The sequence below is a fragment of the Microcoleus sp. AT9b-C3 genome (assembly GCF_036705485.1).
Classification (GTDB): domain Bacteria; phylum Cyanobacteriota; class Cyanobacteriia; order Cyanobacteriales; family Microcoleaceae; genus Microcoleus.
In genome coordinates this window covers 13,929-31,987 of record NZ_JAUBUR010000031.1, presented here as the reverse complement: position 1 = coordinate 31,987, position 18,059 = coordinate 13,929, and the positions used below count along the sequence as shown (strand labels likewise).

At 45.1% G+C, this 18,059-nt stretch carries 14 protein-coding genes and 1 pseudogene; 8 read left to right on the top strand and 7 right to left on the bottom strand.

What is annotated here, in order from left to right; genetic code table 11:
- The first annotated feature begins 40 nt into the window (after positions 1 to 40).
- The 3 genes from QUB77_RS23765 (at position 41) to QUB77_RS23755 (ending at position 3,526) form a co-directional block, all read left to right on the top strand.
- Positions 41 to 1,282 carry an alanine racemase gene (locus QUB77_RS23765; protein ID WP_333177908.1) on the top strand — a complete coding sequence of 414 codons (1,242 nt, stop codon included), beginning with the start codon at positions 41 to 43 and terminating at the stop codon, positions 1,280 to 1,282.
- A gap of 85 nt (positions 1,283 to 1,367) precedes the next feature.
- Complete coding sequence (locus tag QUB77_RS23760; RefSeq protein WP_333177911.1) at positions 1,368 to 2,381, top strand: ATP-grasp domain-containing protein; 1,014 nt, start codon at positions 1,368 to 1,370, stop codon at positions 2,379 to 2,381.
- An 8-nt stretch (positions 2,382 to 2,389) separates the two neighbouring features.
- Positions 2,390 to 3,526 carry an aminotransferase class I/II-fold pyridoxal phosphate-dependent enzyme gene (locus QUB77_RS23755; RefSeq protein WP_333177914.1) on the top strand — a complete coding sequence of 379 codons (1,137 nt, stop codon included), beginning with the start codon at positions 2,390 to 2,392 and terminating at the stop codon, positions 3,524 to 3,526.
- A 122-nt stretch (positions 3,527 to 3,648) separates the two neighbouring features.
- On the opposite strand, the gene QUB77_RS23750 is transcribed toward QUB77_RS23755, so the two are convergent.
- Entirely contained in the window at positions 3,649 to 4,944 is a 1,296-nt protein-coding gene (locus QUB77_RS23750; protein WP_333177916.1) for a HEAT repeat domain-containing protein, read from the bottom strand.
- A 224-nt stretch (positions 4,945 to 5,168) separates the two neighbouring features.
- On the opposite strand from QUB77_RS23750, the gene QUB77_RS23745 reads away from it, so the two are divergent.
- The gene (locus QUB77_RS23745; protein WP_333177919.1) at positions 5,169 to 6,038 is read left to right on the top strand and encodes a lipid kinase; all 870 of its coding nucleotides are present in this window, start codon (positions 5,169 to 5,171) and stop codon (positions 6,036 to 6,038) included.
- Positions 6,039 to 6,332: 294 nt separating this feature from the next.
- On the opposite strand, the gene QUB77_RS23740 is transcribed toward QUB77_RS23745, so the two are convergent.
- From QUB77_RS23740 to hemW, 4 genes are all read right to left on the bottom strand, one after another.
- Entirely contained in the window at positions 6,333 to 7,898 is a 1,566-nt protein-coding gene (locus QUB77_RS23740) for an FAD-binding oxidoreductase (protein WP_333177921.1), read from the bottom strand.
- A gap of 183 nt (positions 7,899 to 8,081) precedes the next feature.
- The gene (locus QUB77_RS23735) at positions 8,082 to 8,354 is read right to left on the bottom strand and encodes a DUF1830 domain-containing protein (protein WP_333177922.1); all 273 of its coding nucleotides are present in this window, start codon (positions 8,352 to 8,354) and stop codon (positions 8,082 to 8,084) included.
- A gap of 155 nt (positions 8,355 to 8,509) precedes the next feature.
- The gene (locus QUB77_RS23730) at positions 8,510 to 8,728 is read right to left on the bottom strand and encodes a hypothetical protein (protein WP_333177924.1); all 219 of its coding nucleotides are present in this window, start codon (positions 8,726 to 8,728) and stop codon (positions 8,510 to 8,512) included.
- Positions 8,729 to 8,954: 226 nt separating this feature from the next.
- Positions 8,955 to 10,298, bottom strand: a complete 1,344-nt coding sequence (gene hemW / locus QUB77_RS23725; RefSeq protein ID WP_333177927.1) for a radical SAM family heme chaperone HemW — start codon at positions 10,296 to 10,298, stop codon at positions 8,955 to 8,957.
- A gap of 375 nt (positions 10,299 to 10,673) precedes the next feature.
- Here hemW and QUB77_RS23720 point away from each other — a divergent pair, with 375 nt between their 5' ends.
- Entirely contained in the window at positions 10,674 to 11,753 is a 1,080-nt protein-coding gene (locus tag QUB77_RS23720; protein ID WP_333177929.1) for a PIN/TRAM domain-containing protein, read from the top strand.
- A gap of 341 nt (positions 11,754 to 12,094) precedes the next feature.
- Here QUB77_RS23720 and QUB77_RS31870 read toward each other — a convergent pair.
- A pseudogene (locus QUB77_RS31870) lies at positions 12,095 to 12,418 on the bottom strand (Uma2 family endonuclease); the annotation flags it as partial.
- A gap of 781 nt (positions 12,419 to 13,199) precedes the next feature.
- Here QUB77_RS31870 and QUB77_RS23710 point away from each other — a divergent pair.
- A complete protein-coding gene (locus QUB77_RS23710) occupies positions 13,200 to 14,447 on the top strand; it encodes an MFS transporter (RefSeq protein WP_333177931.1) in 1,248 nt (415 codons plus the stop codon).
- Positions 14,448 to 14,721: 274 nt separating this feature from the next.
- On the opposite strand, the gene QUB77_RS23705 is transcribed toward QUB77_RS23710, so the two are convergent.
- Positions 14,722 to 16,932, bottom strand: coding sequence for a Tex family protein (locus QUB77_RS23705; RefSeq protein WP_333177934.1), 2,211 nt, complete (start codon positions 16,930 to 16,932; stop codon positions 14,722 to 14,724).
- Between the two features lie 243 nt (positions 16,933 to 17,175).
- Between QUB77_RS23705 and QUB77_RS23700 the strand changes: the two genes are divergently transcribed.
- Both QUB77_RS23700 and QUB77_RS31865 read left to right on the top strand, forming a co-directional pair.
- The gene (locus QUB77_RS23700; protein WP_445251769.1) at positions 17,176 to 17,739 is read left to right on the top strand and encodes a hypothetical protein; all 564 of its coding nucleotides are present in this window, start codon (positions 17,176 to 17,178) and stop codon (positions 17,737 to 17,739) included.
- Positions 17,740 to 17,799: 60 nt separating this feature from the next.
- Positions 17,800 to 18,015 (top strand): hypothetical protein, encoded by a 216-nt coding sequence (locus QUB77_RS31865; protein ID WP_445251768.1) that lies wholly within the window; start codon positions 17,800 to 17,802, stop codon positions 18,013 to 18,015.
- Positions 18,016 to 18,059: the final 44 nt, after the last annotated feature.

Sequence of the window (18,059 nt, the reverse complement as noted above, 5' to 3'; positions counted from 1 at the left end):
AATGAACCGATATTTACAGTCACATTATAAGGGCAGAAAGATGCAACTCTGTTGGAAAACACTTCATAACTTAGAAAAAGAATATGGCGATTCTTTTTTCATTTTGGATATTAGACAATTTGAAAATAACTATAAAGAATTTCTTCAGGGTTTTAGCTCAATTTATCCCAATACCAACCTAGGTTATTCTTACAAAACTAATTACATTCCCAAGCTATGCCAAACCGTGCATTCTATGGGAGGATATGCCGAAGTTGTTTCTCAAATGGAGTATGATTTAGCGATCGCGATCGGCGTACCGCCAACTAGAATCATTTTCAATGGCCCACTGAAGCAACAAGAAGACCTGGAAAAAGCTATTTTGGCAGGTTCCATAGTCAATTTGGACTGCTTAGAAGAAGTAGAAATGGTCGAAGCTTTGGCGGAAAGATTACCAGAACAAAAAATAGCGGTCGGATTGAGATGTAATTTCGAGATTGACACCACTCGCATATCTCGATTTGGGTTTGATGTAGCAGGAGGCGAACTCGATCGTGCTTTCAAAAGATTGACAGCATTAAATAATTGTTCTGTCGATGGACTGCACTGCCACATTTCCACTGCGGCAAGAAGCACTGAATCATACGCGCGTCGTACTCAGAAAATTCTAGAATTAACCGATTATTATTTCCAGGATAAACAACCGGATTTTATCGATATAGGTGGCGGTTTCTACGGCAAAATGACTGATGATTTAAAGAGTCAATTTGATGGCTATATTCCCAACTATCACGAATATGCCGAAGCAGTTGCGCCCCAATTAAAAAGCAAATATCCCGATAACTCTGGGCCGGAATTGATTATTGAACCGGGTGTAGCTATTGTGTCCGATGTATTGAATTTTGTCGCAAAAGTTGTGGGACTAAAAACTGTGCGGTCGCGTCAAATTGCCCTAGTGGTTGGTAGTGTCCACAACGTGAAACCAACGGGGACTGATAAAAATCTGTCATTGCGAGTTTACGGAAACGATGAAAATGCCGACCAAAGAAAACTTGCAGGACAAGTAGATATAGTGGGATATACTTGTATGGAACATGATTGTTTATACAAGGACTATTCCGGCGAAATAGGTATTGGAGATTATGCAGTTGTTGAGAATATGGGTGCTTATACTGTAGTCTTCAAACCACCATTTATTCGCCCGAATCCGCCCATAATTAGCTATGACTCTATCCAGAACGAGTATACACTAATCAGACGGCGAGAAACTTCTCAGGATGTGTTCTCTACTTATGTGATATAAGAAGCAAAAACATAAATGTACTATTGACTTGTACGGGACACTGCAAGTTCAATATTGAATCTGCTGTTCACCAACCATCAAAAATATGAATGTAATTTTGACTTGTGCGGGACGCCGCAACTATCTGTTGAAATTCTTCCAAGAAGCACTAGGAAATCGAGGAAAAGTATTTGCGGGTGATGCTACTTTGGAAGCACCGACATTACAAGAAGCTGATGAAAGTTTTTTGTTGCCGCCGATAAATCATAGCGAATACTTTGAGAAGTTGCTAGATATCTGTCAGGAAAAGCAGGTGCGCTTGCTGATACCGCTGAACGATCTAGAATTACCTTACCTAGCAAAACAACGCGATCGCTTTCTCGCAATAGGAACGATTCCAGTTGTTTCTTCTCCAGAAGCGATCGATATTTGTTTTGACAAGTTTGCGACCTTTGAATTTTTACAAAAACTCGGCATTTCTGCCCCACAAACCTATCTTTCCCTCGCCGAAGCACGCGAAGCAATTCAGCAAGGAAAAATATCTTTTCCTTTAGTAGTTAAACCCCGCTGGGGTAGTGCATCAATTGGGATTGAATATCCTGAAGATGATGAAGAATTAGAATTAGCTTATCGCTTTGTTAAAAAATCGCTGATGAGATCATTCTTAGCAGAAGTAAGTTCCTCCGATCCCGATCGGTGTATCTTAATTCAAGAGCGAGTAATCGGACAAGAACACGGTCTGGATATTATCAATAACTTAGAAGGCTCATATATTACGACTTTTGTCAAGCGGAAGCTGACCATGCGAGCCGGAGAAACGGATCGGGCTGTGACGGTCGAAAATGAAGAAATTAAACAGTTAGGTGCGAAAATTGGCCAAACATTGGGCCATATCGGCAACCTGGACTGCGATGTAATGGTGGAACAAAAAGGTTTATGCGTGTTAGAATTAAACCCGCGTTTTGGTGGTGGATACCCATTTTCCCAGATGGCAGGGGCAAATATTCCGGCAGCGTTAATAGCTTGGGCCAACGGAGAGAAGCCTAATGAAAGTTGGCTCAGGGTTGAAGGAAATATAAAAAGTTCAAAGTGCGATCGGCTTGTTACTGTTCAGCAATAGGGAAAGTAATGCTCAAACAAATCCTCCTCTCAACACCTCACATGGGTTCACTGGAACAGGAGTTCGTCAAAGAAGCCTTTGATACCAACTGGATCGCCCCCGTCGGCCCCCATGTAGACGCTTTCGAGCAAGAATTCTGCCAAGTAGTTGGCGCTAAACACGCAGCGGCTGTTAGTTCCGGTACCGCAGCTTTGCATTTGGCTTTACAATTAATTGGTGTCGGTTCGGGAGATGAGGTTTTTTGCTCGACTCTGACTTTTATTGCGACTGCTAGCCCGATTACTTATCTTGGCGCCAAACCAGTTTTTATTGATAGCGATCGCACTTCTTGGAATCTCAACCCCGACTTGTTGCGAGCAGCACTTGACAAACGAGCCAAAATTGGTAAATTACCCAAAGCTGTTGTAATCGTACACCTCTACGGTCAAAGTTGCGATATCGACCCAATTCTAGAAGCTTGCAATGCTTATGAAATTCCGCTAATAGAAGATGCGGCAGAATCTCTAGGGGCTAGCTATAAGAACCGATCGCCTGGAACCTTTGGTAAAATCGGCATTTTTTCATTCAACGGCAATAAAATTATCACCACTTCCGGCGGCGGAATGTTAGTTTCCGATGACCAAAAAATAGTAGAAAAAGCTCGTTTTTTGGCAACACAAGCCCGTGACCCCGCTCCTCATTACCAACATTCAGAAATTGGCTACAATTATCGTCTCAGCAATGTTTTGGCGGGAATTGGTCGCGGTCAATTACGGGTTTTGGAGGAGCGAGTTGAAGCGAGACGGCGCAATTTTGACTTTTACAAACAAGCTTTAGGAAACTTGCCGGGAATTGAATTTATGCCGGAAGCTTCCTTTGGACGCGCTACTCGCTGGCTGACTTGTTTGACGATCGGTCCTACCGCTTTCGGTGCAGATAGAGAACAAGTTCGCCTAGCGCTTGCTGAAGAGAAAATAGAAGCGCGTCCGGTTTGGAAACCTTTACATTTACAACCAGTATTTGCTGATTGTGAATGTATTGAAGGTGGGGTGGCCCAAGAGTTGTTTGAGTATGGGCTTTGCTTGCCTTCTGGATCTAATTTAACTGATGAAGATTTAGAGCGGGTGACAACTGCGATCGCCAAAATTCACAAAGAAAATCGATGATATAGCCCAAGGAAGTTCGGCAACCGATTCGCTTTCTTCGGATGTAACGGATGGAAGAAAGATGCGATCGCTATTATATCCCCGACTTCTGGAAGAAGTCGGGGATATAGGTATTCTGTTTTTTACTCTTGCCATTCTTGCAATGCGATCGCAATTCCTTGTTTCAATCTCGGTTCGAGACTCTCTTGTTTCACTAAGTTTTCTAATTTCTGCCGGGCCTCGGCAGCACCTAGCTGTTTGAGTGCTGCCATGCAGTGCAGCCTGACGCTGCTGTCTGCGTCGCCCAACATTGAAATCAGAGCATCTAGCCCTCTCATATCTCCTAATTTTCCTAAACCTAAAGCTAAAGATTTTTTGCTAACTCCCTCCTGCACTGCCGGATGACAGGTTTTCAGCAAATAAATCAGAATTTCAGCAGCAACAGCTTTTAATTCCGGCTTTTCTACTCGCCCTAAAACAGTAACTATCTCTTGATAAACAGTAGAATTTATGTTAGGAAATTGCGCCATTAATGTCTGATGCAAATAGGCTAAAGCGGTTGCGGTTTCCATCCAGCTTAGGGCGCGCACAGTTTCGATTTGCAATTCAACCAGAGTTGTGGGCGATCGCAGCACTTCAAATAAAGCAGCCGCTGCTTCATCGGTTTTCACTCGCCCGATCGCGATCGCCGCTTGCTGACAAACTTCTAATCGGATGTCGGAAAGCAAAGGTTTGAGCAAGTTAACTAAATTTAATTCTGCATCTAAATAGGCGCGCGCGCCAAGAGCTCGCACGGCTTCTTTTCTGACTGCTATCGCCGGATCTTTGAGCGCCCCTACCAATACCGGCGGGATGCGGGAGTCGTGAAAGCTGCTCAGGGCCTCGATTGCGGCTGCTCGCACCGCAACTTGAGAGTCTGCGACTACGCTCAACAGCGGCGGGATAGTTTCGGTGCGCCGAATTTGGGCGAGTGCTGCTGTGGCAAAATGTCGCGAGTCTTCTTGCTGCAAGAGAGTTGTGAGGGATTCTATGGCTGTCGGGCCGAAATTCCCTAGCGTTTCGGCGGCGATTTGGCTCAATTCTTCGTCGGAATTTTTGACCAATTCTACTAAAGCTTGAATCACTTCCGGGCGATCGAACTTTCCGAGAATGCGGGCGGCGAACCACCGGGGCTCTGTGTCTGCGTCTTCGTCTTCGAGTACGGCAATTAAAGGTGCGATCGCGCCATTTCCCAGATTGGGCAATACTTTAGCAATTTCCCAGCGGTCTTGAAAATCGCCCCATTCTAAGGCTTCTATTGCTAAACTGACAGCTTGTTCTAAAATGTGTTGTTCCTGCGGCTTGCCGGCTTTGACTGTCACTTGCTGCAAGCATTCGACTAACCCAGGCCAGTTTTGGCGATCGGCAGCGACTTGGGCTTTTTGTAAAATATTATACATAATTTTAAATTAAGTTCGATCGAGAAGCGAGGTTTTTTGGTGCTCGCCCAGAGCCGGAGGTACTTTTTAGGAATCTTTTGCTACATTTATCCATTTTTTAACATTTTTGTCAATCCATCATAACTGGTAAAATGGAAGTAAAGCATTAATTTCATGCAGTTAAGGCATCAAGCTATACTTTTTGTAATTTAAAATACGCAATATTCCTAATTAAAAATTAACAAATGAAGAAAGCTCTACTTTTAGTAAACCAACACTCCCGAAAAGGGCAAAAGCTATTATCTCAAGCCACTAAAGAATTAGAAGCATTAGGTTTTGAGTTAATTGTAGAATCTACCGATCACGCCGACGAACTTCCCGACACTATTCGCCGCTACCAAAATCGAGTTGAATTAGTAATAATCGGCGGTGGCGACGGCACTCTCAACGCCGCCATAGAAGGTTTGATAGACACCAAGTTACCCTTGGGTATTTTGCCGATGGGAACGGCTAACGACCTAGCCCGCACTCTCGGAATTCCTACAGATTTATCCGCAGCTTGTCAAGTTATTGCCAGCGGTAAAGTTCGGCTAATAGACTTGGGTTGGGTTAACGGCCAACATTTTTTTAATGTTGCGAGTTTGGGATTGAGCGTGGAAATTACCCAGCGGCTGACTAAAGACGTAAAGCAGCGCTGGGGAGTGTTAGCTTATGCTTTTACTGCTTTGCAGACAATTTTGTCAGCGCGACCCTTCCGAGCAGAAATTAAGGTAAAAGACCAATCTTTTAAGGTGAAAACTATTCAAATTGCCATTGGCAACGGCCGCTACTACGGCGGTGGCATGACAGTGGCCGAGGATGCCACCATCGACGACAGGCGACTGGATTTGTACAGTTTGGAAACAATAAATTGGTGGGAAATCATTGCTTTGCTGCCGGCTATGAGGCAAGGAAATTATACCAGTTCGCCTAAAGTTCGCGCCTTGTACGCTCAAGAATTTGAGGTTAATACTAGCAAACGCCGTCCGATTAATACCGACGGTGAAATCAAAACTTACACGCCTGCAAAATTCCGAGTGATTCCCCAAGCGTTAGCAGTTATAGCTCCTTCATAACTCACAACTAATATAAGTATGTTGTGAAACAGGTCAAATACCTGTTCATATTTAATTATGTTGTGGAACAGTCCGGAAAGCCTGTTCATATATTAGCCACGGGCAAGATGCCCCTGCCACAATTAATCAATTAATTTTGTGGAACAGTCCGGAAAGCCTGTTCATATATTAGCCACGGGCAAGATGCCCGTGCCACAGTTAATTAATCAATAAATTATAGTGTGTTGTGGAACAGGCCGGAAAGCCTGTTCATATATTAGCCACGGGCAAGATGCCCGTGCCACAATTAATCAATTAATAATCGCCTCCAGCGCCGTATTGCCATGCTTCAACTAATCGGTGAAAATAGTATTGCTGTTCCGGCGCTAAATTTTTCACCTGCGGTTCTACGGCTTTCCCCAAAGGCTGCAATCCCGTATAAATTCCTAAATTTACATAATGAACCATCCAATCCAGCAAATTAGCTATTCCTACCTGCGGGATAATTTTCATAACTAATCCCGGATGGCTAATTGCTGTTTTAAACAGAGTTTGTGACAAAGCCGGAAACAGCACGATATCTTGAAGAAACGGTTTGAGTACCGGTTCTCCCAACTCTTGCATTACCTGAAATACGGCCGCCAAAAGTTGATTGATTTGATTGGGGTCTATTCTTTGATTCATCGCAGCACTCATCGAACGCTGAAACAACCAGGTAACTGATAGATTCGGCTGATAGGGTTGCAAAAGTGCCAGGGAATTTTTGCTGAGACTGTCGCTTGTCAAAGCTTCGTCAATTCCTAGAGTCAAGCGTTTGAGGTGGCGCACCATTGCGCCGAAACCGCCGAAGCTGAGGGGAGATTGGCTACCGCTGCTGTCTCCGACTGGGAGTATGCGGTTCCAAGGCGTTTTTAGAGGACTTTGACGATAGCAGGGGAAAAATCCGTAAAGTGCTCTTTGGAATTTTAACTGTTCGAGTTCGACGTTTTGATATTGGGGAAGCAATCGCAAATACTCTTCAAATAATGTTTCTAAACTGAATCTTTCTGTGTCGGCGTCTATGTATGTAAATAAGTAGGTTGTGCGGCCGTCTCTGGCTGGGAATGCTTCCCAAAAATATTGGCACTGATTTTGCATTGGGGTGAAGGATGCAAATATATCGCCAGTGTCGTTTTTGGGGTATCCTTGAGCGCAACTACCGACTACTAAACATACAGCGTCGGGTTTTTTGCCTTGTCTTGCTTGGCGCACAATGGGCGAAAAATGTCCCATTGCGTCTAAGAATAATCGGGTTTTAAATAAATTTTTAGCAACTTGTAAATCGGTATTTTCAGATTCAACAAGGACTCCATCTGGGTGAATGGTGGCTAGTTTAAAGGGTGTGTTTTCAAATAGTTTACCTCCCGCTTGGAGGAATCGCTGTTTAAAGGTTTCTAGGAGATAAACTGGGTCTATTCCGATGTTGAGTACGTCGCGCACCCAAATGTCTGGGGTGTTGGCAAAACTGATGCGGGCTGGGTTGTATTCGGTGGCTATTGCTTTTTCTATCTCTTCAACAGAGAGCAAATTTAGTTCTAAGAATACGTCTAATTCTTTGCGAGAAATATTCCATTCTTGATCGCGTCCTCGCAGGGTGCTGCGTTCCAGCAGGGCTACTCGCCAACCCCGCACGGCTAAGGCTGTACCGATCAATATTCCTAGGGTTCCGCCGCCGATAACTATGTCGAAGTCGAGGGTTTCGAGGGGTTGTTGGCTGTGTTTGACTGCTTGGGGTGCTGGTGCGGTGTTTTGTTTGAGGTTTTCCCAGAGTCGATCGACTTTTCTCAAGCCTCCGAGGGTGTCTCCTGGCATTTGGGAGAGGATTTGTTCGGTGAGGGACATCGGGTTTTAGTATTAAACAGTGGTGGATTTTTTATAATTTAGCTTAGATTCACATTTGCGACAGTTTCAGGGCTGACGCATCGGTGGCGAGAATTACGGAGTTTTTATCATCATACAGAGAAACCCGGTTTCTGAAAAAAAACCGGGTTTCTATCTCTCGTTGGTAAGTCTGGGGAATTATCTTCAATCAGCCGTGCTTAACTCTTCAACTCGCAGCCGATCGCACAAAATTCGCTCGCACACAATCGCACCCGTCTCTGCACTCCTACAAACTTCTAACTGAGCTTCCGGCAGCGCTTCAAACAAAAAACGTTCCCCCGGAAACACCGTCCTCTCAAAATACCAATTAGGAATATTTGTAATTCTAGCGATTTGCACTTTGCTAGTATTATTAAGATACCAACACAAAATGCGCGTATGACCTTCGGAAATTACCTGAGTTAGTGTCAAATTCATCTTTTTAACTTGTGTGTGCAATTGTGCGAGCGATACGGCGACAGACCTAAACTTAATATAGCATATTATAAGTTAAAACACAATTTTTTATACATTTTTTTAGATTTTTTGGGTTAATTAATAAATTGCGCTAGGGAAATATCAGCGCCTTCCACCTATTCCCAAGAAGGTGCAAAAGCCGGCAGTGCTAAAGTGCAAGATTTCCATCCTCCCCTAACAGGTGCGTTCAACAATTGACAGTGACCAACTGAACCTCTTGCCTGTTGGTAGTGACCGCAAAAATTACACTTGGAAGCAGGATTGCACCCGCGATCGCTAATTACAAGGCAGGGCTGGTTTTGGGTTTGGTTGCGCTCGATAGTTAAAGTGTTCATTAAATTACTTTTAAATGTTCAGTCTTAAGTATGACGGCTGGAGTGCTGTCGTGGCGTCTATCTCAAGGCTTAGTTCGCCTTTAAGTTTTGTGTAGGGATCGAGAGAAAATATATTATTTTTGAGATCATCAAGCTAGGGAGCAATTAAATTTCCTTTATATCGAATTTGCGGCCCCGGCTTTAGAGCCGATCGCGCTTGTCAGGAGGTATACTTCCTCAGACAGAGCTAATTATCTTCGCCTAAGTTGCTGAACAAATGGGCTAAAATTGTATTAGAAAATAAAAAACCTTCGGGATCGCTCAACCTCAAATTGCCCGACAGTGGCAGTTTCGCGCCCTCGCATAAAGTTGAGCTCGCCCCATCCTCCGTCATAATTTCCACCCATCCTTGTCGCCAGTAGGGCTGCAAACAACCCCAAATTTTATCAACCGTTTGCTGAGTAAACTTTTCAGTCAGCGCCGACAGGCTAACTCCTTCTGCTAAACGCAAACCTAGCATCAGCGTTTCTAACAAAATGTCATTTTCTGAGACTTGAAAATTTTGCTCAATTGCTGGGTAAATCTCCTGCTGGGTTTCCCCCCCAATTTGTGGAGTAGCTGGGGAATTGAGGCCAGAGATCGATCGCACCCACTGATAATATTCTTGAGTTTTGCGAGGCCTGGTCAACCTCCGGCCTTCCACGTAACTCGCTGCCCCCATTCCCAAACCGTAATAAGGGCGATTTTCCCAATAAACGCGGTTGTGGCGGCACTGATAGCCATCGCGAGCGTAATTAGAAATTTCGTAATGTTCGTATCCAGCCCCCGTCAGAATTTCCCGCGCTAAACGGTACATTCCAGCAGCGGTGTCATCTGCTGGTAGCGGTTGCGCGCCTGCTTCAAAGTAGCGCCCGAAAGCAGTTCCCGGCTCAACAATTAAGTCGTAACTCGACAGGTGAGTCGGGCTAATTTCCACCGCCGCTTTCAGAGAAGCTTCCCAGTTTTCTAAAGTTTGGTGCGGCAGTCCCGAAATCAGGTCTAAACTAAAATTGACAATACCAGCCGATCGCACTATTTCCACTGCTTCAAAAATATCAGCGAGTGAGTGCGATCGCCCGCAAGCTTGCAGCAATTCATCCTGAAAAGCTTGCACTCCCAAACTAACCCGATTTACTCCCGCCGCTGCATATCCCCGCAACTGTTCTAAAGTAAACGTACCAGGGTCTATTTCTATAGAAATTTCCGCCCCAGCAGCAATGCCAAATTTGCCGTCGAGAGTCTCTAAAATATTGCTCAACTGACCGACTGAAAGCAGCGAAGGCGTGCCGCCCCCAAAAAAAACTGTTTTCAGAGATGCGCCTAAATTTTTAGTTGCTTGAATTTCTTGACACAGTACCGCAACGTATTGCACAATTGTGCCGGAATTATCGCCATTTTTGCGATCGCCCACCACAAAAACCGGAAAATCGCAGTAGTAACAGCGACGGCGACAAAAAGGTATGTGCAGGTAAGCCGAACTAGGAATCCCGGAATTTGTCACTGGCACACTTTTTTTAAATTCCAATGTTAAATAATTAGTGGTAGGGTTCATTACAACTCAAGCCAAAAGCGCAACTTCAAATCTAAAGTTTTAATTAAACAGTCATGAATAATTATGTATATTATGACAGTTTGTTAGTAAAAAGGCGCTGCGATCGATCAGCTCTCGTAATTTAACCTCGTACCAGTTTCGCTCCGTCACAATTCGCGCACAGCCCGCAGTGCGGTTTATTCGCACCTCGTGCCTGCTTTCGGCCCGGCGTGGTAAATCGTGATCTGCTCGATCGCACATCCCCCAGAGGGTACAACCGCGAAATATAAGTTTATGAGAATCCTTGAGGAGATATAGCGATATCCGACCAAAGCATGAAAACAAGTATCAGCACTGCAAAGATATAATGTGAATAAATTCATTAACCTAGAACTAATGCTAGACGCAATCATAATAATCTCATTCATAATCGCAGGCGGAGGCATCGGCTATTACGGAGTCGAACTCCTGCCGACCGAGCTGCTGGAGCAAGTTACAAATATACAAGGTTTAAGTTCTGTACTAGGTTCCTTTGGAGCATTAATCGGCTTCGTGATGGGATTAGTGGCTCAAACAACCTATCGGCGCTTGGAAAAACAAGTCCGCGATATGCCAGTGGAGATGCTGCTGACGCGGGCGATCGGGTTAATCATCGGACTGCTAGTAGCAAACTTAATGCTGGCTCCGCTGTTCCTCCTGCCAATTCCCCGCGAGTTCGGTTTCATCAAACCTCTAGTCGCCGTCTTGGGAAGCGTCATGTTCGGCTTCACAGGCGTCAGTTTGACCGATACCCACGGCCGCGCTTTCTTGCGGCTGATCAACCCCAAAAGCTTTGACACGGTGTTGGTAGCCGAAGGAACATTCAAACCAGCCTCTGCCAAAGTTGTCGATACTAGCTGCATTATTGACGGCCGGATTGAAAACCTGTTAGAAACAGGTTTCCTCGAAGGTCAAATTATTATCCCGCAATTCATACTCCAAGAACTGCAACTGATAGCTGATTCCGCCAACGATCAAAAGCGAGTGCGCGGGCGCCGCGGCTTAGATGTACTCAACCGCATCAAAGAGACATATCCAGAACGCATTCAAATTCACTCGGCTGACTACGAAGATATTGCCACAGTCGATGCGAAATTAGTCCGCTTCGCCTTGGACATCGACGGCATTTTGCTCACCAACGATTACAACTTGTCGAAAGTAGCTACCGTCCAAAAACTGCCGGTTTTGAATATCAACGATTTGACTCATGCGGTGCGCCCCACTTATTTGCCGGGAGATACGATCGAACTAAAAATCCGCAAAGAAGGCAAAGAACCCTCTCAGGGAATCGGTTACTTGGATGACGGCACAATGGTTGTCGTAGAAGCAGGAAGCAGCTATGTCGGCGGCGAAGCCAGAGTCGTAGTCACCAGCGCCCTGCAAACTAGCGCCGGCCGCATGATATTCGCCCGCCCTCAAGAATCCGTTATTGTTTAAAACAGAGTAACAATGGCCAGGGCAATCAGAATCAAATATTGCGATCGTTGTTCCCAATCTGCCCCGACTCTCTACCGCGCCCGGTATGACGAGTCGGGGCAGTGGTTTTTTTTGTGTCTTAAATGTTGGGAATCTGTAAGTAAAAACAATCCTTTTTACTTCTACGGCGGCACTTGGAAAGCTAACAAGAAAAAATAGCCATTACCAGCTTCTTCTTCATTTCTTTTCCTACCCTTCGGGAACGCCTTCGCCGAACGCGTCCTAGCGCTTACGCGCGGCTTCGCCTAACGCATCTTCGCGGTTCAATCATATCAATATCAGCGATTCAGGAGTAATTAAAATCAAGTAATCTCGATCGCATCTTCATACAATGTCTCGATCGCACAGCTAAAATTAACGCTAGCAAACTGAACTTCTTGTCCTTGAGTGTAAGGATAAAGCACCCACAAACCCTCTGCATTCCGGCGAAAACACTCTACACTAACTCTTTCTTGATTGATTAATACATACTCTTGCAAACTTTCAGAAGTGCGGTAATCAGCAAATTTATCGCCTCTGTCAAAAGCCGCTGTAGTCGGCGATAAAACTTCCACAATTAAGCGCGGGTAGCGAAGGAAATCTTCATCAGTATTTTTGTCTCGTTCATCACAACTAACCGCTACATCAGGATAGTAATAAAAATTTTATTTCTCATTCCGAACTTTCATGTCGGCCATGTAAGGCATACAACCACTTCCCCGAACATGGTTCCTCAAAAGTACAGATACGTTCCCCATAATAATGACATGAGGTTTGCTTTTTCCTGCTTTTGTATAGATTTTCCCTTGCCTGTACTCGTGTTTGATAGGGCTGAGTTTCTCGGTTGCTAAATAATCTTCAGGAGAGACATAGGTGTCGCTTTTACTTGCAACCATATAATTTGGAGGTGGGTGAGGATTACACAATTATAGAGCAATACGCTTGGGTTAGCGCTTTCAGACGAAGTTCATTTCACGCATTTATGAGGGTTCCAGACTTGTGAAAGGAAATCAGATTATTCTTATCCCAAGCGTATTGTTTAATGTGTAGGTTTTCTCGCCACACATTCGATTAATGGGGAAATTGAATGCGATCGCAGAGTCCTCAAACAAACAACTTTGTGGGATTAAAAGATTTCTGTCAATGCGTAAATCCTAGCTTTGTTGATAGCCTGAACTAATAAGTCTTATAAGAAATTCTGTATCTAAATATACACTTTTTGTATAAACCATGACATTTATCAAGTTATCCTGACATTAAGGGCTAGATTCCACACCTTACCTACAAAATTTGTAAGCTCCAGAATTGAGAAGGTACTCCAAGCTTTTACCAGGCTAGGGGCTTTGGCTGTTGGCGTTGGCACTCCAGCTAAGTTCTCAGATTTTAGTTGTCCGCGAAATGTGATATGAGTTGAAATCTCCCAAATCCATGCCGAAAATCAAAGAATCTTTTAATCACCCCCATACCGAACCAGCCGATCTCGCGATTCGCCTCAAGCAGCATAAAAACCTGTTTTCCTGGCTTTCGATCGCTGCTGGGCTAATTTTTCTACAGGGGTACATGATTGCTCCCCTGATTCCACGTTTGGCTGAAGTTTTTAATGTTCCGGTTCAGGAAATTGGCTTTATCGTTCCAGCCTATATGCTGTCCTATGCACTGATGGCATTGTTCTTCGGCCTCCTGTCCGATCGCTTTGGTCGATGGTCTATTATTCGCATCTCGCTTGCTCTTTTTGTCATTTTCACGGCTTTAACTGCCACTGCTCAAAATGCTTCGCAGATGGCAACCTGGCGGCTATTCACCGGGATTGGAGCAAGTGGTGTGATTCCCCTTACCTTCGCCTTAATTGGCGATTTATTCCCGTTCGATCAGCGAGGTGCCAAGCTAGGATTGGTGTTTGCAGCAATGGAAGGGGGAATGGCAGCAGGCTCTGCGGGGGGAGCGATTCTTGAGCCATTTGTAGGTTGGCGATCGCTCTTTCTAGGTACTGCTGTGCTTGCTGCTGTTGTGCTTTGGCGGCTTCATCCTTACGGCTCTTTATTTGATACACCAAAAGTCACCAAATTACCGCATATTAGGCAAATCTTTAGGGGATACAGCCAGATATTAGCAACCTTTCGGGGGCAGCGTACATATGCTTATGTTCTGTGGAATGGTATCTACCACTCTGGGGTATATACATGGCTAGGGTTGTATTTATCGCAACGGTACAACATGGATGCCTTGAGCATTGGGTTAAACATTCTTGGGTACGGCGTTCCCGGTTTATTGCTGAGTTCTCTCATTGGTCAAGCTGTCGATCAGTGGGGACGGCGTTGGCTCGTTCCAGCAGGGTTGGTAATGGCTGCTGTGGCTGGGATTGCAATGATTTTTGAGATTCCGCCAATCGGAACGACGATCGCAGTTCTTATTTTGTCTTTAGGGTATGACCTGACTCAACCGTTGTTTGTCGGAATTGTGACCGATCTCGGAGATGACAACAATTTGGGGCAAACGATGGGACTGAAGGTATTTACTCTCTTTACTGGATTTGGTATAGGCAGTTTCATATTTGGAGAGCTACTGCACTTTGGATTTGGGTCTTCTCTCGCTATCTTTGGTGGCATTCAGTTGATAACTGGTTTGATTGCAGTCCCACTATTCTGGCAGGAAGTCCCCTCTCGATTACGGGGCTAGCAACTGTTGCCCAAACCTATGTTGCCTACATCAATACTGCTCAAATCATTGCGCTCACTGGTGGTGAGAACGCTCTTGATACTGTTCTGTTGTAGAGCATCTATAGAGCAATACGCTTGGGTTAGCGCTTTCAGACGAATTTCATTTCACGCATTTATGAGAGTTCCCGACTTGTGAAAGGAAATCAGATTATTCTTATCCCAAGCGTATTGTATTATAGCCGTAGCTTGCGGGGCAGGACGGCATCGCCCTTTTGCAGCTTTCCCCCAAACTTTTAACGTCGGCGCGGGGCCGGAAGCCTCGCACTATTGCCATTTTGCGGTTGCGGTTTTTCTTGCAGCTTCATTGTCAAACTAACCCGCTTTAACTTCTCATTCACCTCCAAAACTCGCACTTTCACAACTTGTCCGACTTTAACAATCTGTTTGGGGTCATCTACAAAGCGATCGGCTAATTGAGAAACGTGAACCAAACCATCTTGGTGCACTCCCACATCAACAAAGGCTCCAAAGTTAGCTACATTCGTGATTATGCCTTCCAATTCCATCCCAACTTGCAAGTCGGAGATTTCTTTGATTCCTGCTTGGAAAGTGGCATATTTAAACTCGGCTCGCGGGTCTCTTCCCGGTTTTTCTAGTTCGGAAATAATGTCTCGGAGTGTTGGTTCTCCGACTTTCTCTGTGACATATTTCTTGATGTTTACTGTCTTGATTTTTTCCGAGATTTGTGTTATTCCTGTCAGCGGCAAGTCTAAATCCTTGGCGATCGCCTGCACGACAGGATAACTTTCGGGATGAACTGCGGTATTATCCAGGGGGTTTTCGCCGCCGCGAATGCGGAGAAATCCGGCTGCTTGTTCAAAAGCTTTTGGCCCGAGTTTGGGAACTTTCAGGAGTTGGCGGCGATTTTTAAATGCGCCGTTTTCGTTGCGGTAATTGACGATATTTTTGGCAACTGTTGCCGTCATTCCTGACACAAATGTCAGCAGTTCTTTGGAGGCTGTGTTTAAGTCAACTCCAACATAATTCACGCAGCTTTCCACTGTTTCATCGAGTTTCTTTTTGAGCAGTTTTTGGTCAACATCGTGCTGGTATTGACCGACTCCTATTGATTTCGGGTCGATTTTCACGAGTTCGGCGAGGGGGTCTTGCAAGCGCCGCCCGATGCTGACTGCGCCGCGGACGGTGATGTCGAGGTCGGGAAATTCGGCGATCGCCACTTCGCTTGCTGAATAAATCGATGCACCGGATTCATTCACCATGACTTTAATCGGTTTCCTGTCCATTTGGGCCAAAACTTCCGAAACAAATTCGTCTGTTTCGCGGGAAGCTGTACCGTTGCCGATCGCGATTAATTCAATTTTATATTTTTCAATTAAATGCTTGACAATTTTACCAGCTTGCTGTCGCTGGGCGGCTGCTTGGTGGGGAAAAATTGCTTGATATTCTAAAAATTGCCCGGTTTCATCGAGGGCGGAAACTTTACACCCCGTGCGAAATCCCGGATCGATCGCCAATGTGGGTTTCATTCCCGCCGGCGCCGACAGCAGCAACTCGCGGAGGTTGGTTTCAAAAGTGGCGATGGACTCGATATCAGCGACGGCTTTGTTGTGCGATCGTACTTCTGTAATTAACGAAGTCTTCATCAGTCGGTTGAAGGCATCCTTCAAGGTCGATCGATAAAACTCTTTAACGAACGATATCCTAGTTCTAATTTCCTGACCTTCCAAATAAGCCATCACTGCGGATTCATCAAAAGCCAGTTCCAAATCTAAAACCCCTTCCGTTTCCCCGCGAAACAGCGCTAACATATTGTGCGACTGAACGCTTCTCGCTGCAACTTGGTAATTGCGGTACATTTCAAATTTAGTGCTTCCTTCCGGGAAATCATCTTTAATTTTCGATACAAAAACTCCGGTTTTCATTAAAAAGTCTCGCAAATAAGCCCGCAATTCTGCTTTTTCCGAAACCGCTTCCGCCAAAATATCCCCAGCACCTTTGAGAGCTTCTTCTGCTGTTTGAACTCCCTTTTCTTCCGAAATGTATTTAGCTGCTTCCGCCTCAATATCTACTGGTTTAGCCGTCGGTAAGTTCAGAGATTTGATAAAACTTGCCAGCGGTTCTAAACCTTTTTCCCTAGCAATTGTCGCTCGCGTCCGCCGCTTGGGTTTGTAAGGCAGATAAAGGTCTTCGAGTTCATTTTTTTGCAAACACGATTCGATTTTAGCTTGCAGTTCTTCCGTGAGTTTCCCCTGAGAGCTAATCGTATCTAAAATCGACTTTTTGCGCTCTTCAATTTCCGTCAGATAGGTGAAGCGATCGGAGATATCCCGCAACTGAATTTCATTCAGCGAATCCGTGCGTTCTTTGCGGTAGCGGGCAATAAACGGAATAGTTGCTCCCTCGGCTAAAAGTTCCAGAGCATTATTGACTTGAGACAGATTAATGGAAAGTTCTTGAGCAATCAGTTGAGGAATGTCGATCATAGTGCAGAATTTCGGATCAGTCAATTTTAGATTTTAGATTTTAGATTTTAGATTAACTTCACAGAATAGAGGAAAAAAAGGGAGCGTCCCGATTTTGTTAAAATCGTTTTCTAGGAGTGCGACCATCCCGCACAGCAAAGCCGATATATCTCGCTTCTAGCTCTGGGGCTTGCACTCGTGTGAAAGCTCTCATTCGGATGCTCCCGTGATGTTAGCATAAATACAGTTATTTCTCAATATTATATGTTGCCTTTTAAATATCCTGTGCCGCAAACCTATCCGCCGCGATCGCCCAGAGAAACGCTGCCGACGATGTACGATTTACCCAGCGAAGACCCGGAGGAACCTGGTTTGCGCGAAGAATTTCACGATTTGCAGCCGCAGTTGTTGAGCCTGACATTTCGATCTCGGAATTATCCAGCTTCTGAGATATTTAGCGGCACCGACATGAACCTTTATTATGACGTGCATCACACTCTCTGGCACAAGCGGCCGAATTGGTTTGCAGTTGTGGGAGTTCCCCGACTTTACGATCGATCCGAACTGCGGATGAGTTACGTTACTTGGCGCGAAGGCGTGAATCCTTTTGTAATTGTAGAACTGCTTTCGCCGGGAACAGAAAAAGAAGATTTAGGCGACAATACCGATGAGGAAAAGTTGCCGCCTCAGTCGGGAAATACTGCGGGTAACGGGGAAGTTTTGGCGCCGGAGACGAAAGAGGAACCGCCCATAAAATGGGATGTTTACGAGCACATTTTGCGGGTTCTTATTTATGCCGTTTTCAGTCGCTATACTAACAAATTGTGAGTGTTTGAATTGAAGGGCGGACACTATCAAGAATGAGAATTGCCCTAGTCGCGAGTGTGGATGGCTGACCTAAGTTTGGGCTTGGGTTTGTGGCAAGGAGAGTTTCAGGGAATAGATCGACTGTGGTTACGCTGGTATGATGTTGATGGCAATTGGATTCTGACTGAAGCGGAACAGCAACGGCAGCGGGCCGAGTCAGCGGAAGCTCAATTGCAATCTTTAATTCGGCGGCTGCGGGAATCTGGCATCGACCCCGATCAATTTTTAAACAGTTAGAGAGGACTGAAGTCCTGACTAAAAACGGGTTCGCAGTCAGGACA

What these genes read in the sequence shown, in the direction of transcription:
- QUB77_RS23755 (WP_333177914.1), top strand. Translation starts at nt 2,390, where the DNA reads ATGCTCAAACAAATCCTCCTCTCAACACCTCACATGGGTTCACTGGAA.
- QUB77_RS23710 (WP_333177931.1), top strand. Translation starts at nt 13,200, where the DNA reads ATGCCGAAAATCAAAGAATCTTTTAATCACCCCCATACCGAACCAGCC.
- QUB77_RS23750 (WP_333177916.1), bottom strand. Translation starts at nt 4,944, where the DNA reads ATGTATAATATTTTACAAAAAGCCCAAGTCGCTGCCGATCGCCAAAAC.
- QUB77_RS23730 (WP_333177924.1), bottom strand. Translation starts at nt 8,728, where the DNA reads ATGAACACTTTAACTATCGAGCGCAACCAAACCCAAAACCAGCCCTGC.
- QUB77_RS23765 (WP_333177908.1), top strand. Translation starts at nt 41, where the DNA reads ATGCAACTCTGTTGGAAAACACTTCATAACTTAGAAAAAGAATATGGC.
- QUB77_RS23740 (WP_333177921.1), bottom strand. Translation starts at nt 7,898, where the DNA reads ATGTCCCTCACCGAACAAATCCTCTCCCAAATGCCAGGAGACACCCTC.
- QUB77_RS31865 (WP_445251768.1), top strand. Translation starts at nt 17,800, where the DNA reads ATGGCTGACCTAAGTTTGGGCTTGGGTTTGTGGCAAGGAGAGTTTCAG.
- QUB77_RS23745 (WP_333177919.1), top strand. Translation starts at nt 5,169, where the DNA reads ATGAAGAAAGCTCTACTTTTAGTAAACCAACACTCCCGAAAAGGGCAA.
- QUB77_RS23720 (WP_333177929.1), top strand. Translation starts at nt 10,674, where the DNA reads ATGCTAGACGCAATCATAATAATCTCATTCATAATCGCAGGCGGAGGC.
- QUB77_RS23705 (WP_333177934.1), bottom strand. Translation starts at nt 16,932, where the DNA reads ATGATCGACATTCCTCAACTGATTGCTCAAGAACTTTCCATTAATCTG.
- QUB77_RS23735 (WP_333177922.1), bottom strand. Translation starts at nt 8,354, where the DNA reads ATGAATTTGACACTAACTCAGGTAATTTCCGAAGGTCATACGCGCATT.
- QUB77_RS23700 (WP_445251769.1), top strand. Translation starts at nt 17,176, where the DNA reads ATGTTGCCTTTTAAATATCCTGTGCCGCAAACCTATCCGCCGCGATCG.
- QUB77_RS23760 (WP_333177911.1), top strand. Translation starts at nt 1,368, where the DNA reads ATGAATGTAATTTTGACTTGTGCGGGACGCCGCAACTATCTGTTGAAA.
- hemW (WP_333177927.1), bottom strand. Translation starts at nt 10,298, where the DNA reads ATGAACCCTACCACTAATTATTTAACATTGGAATTTAAAAAAAGTGTG.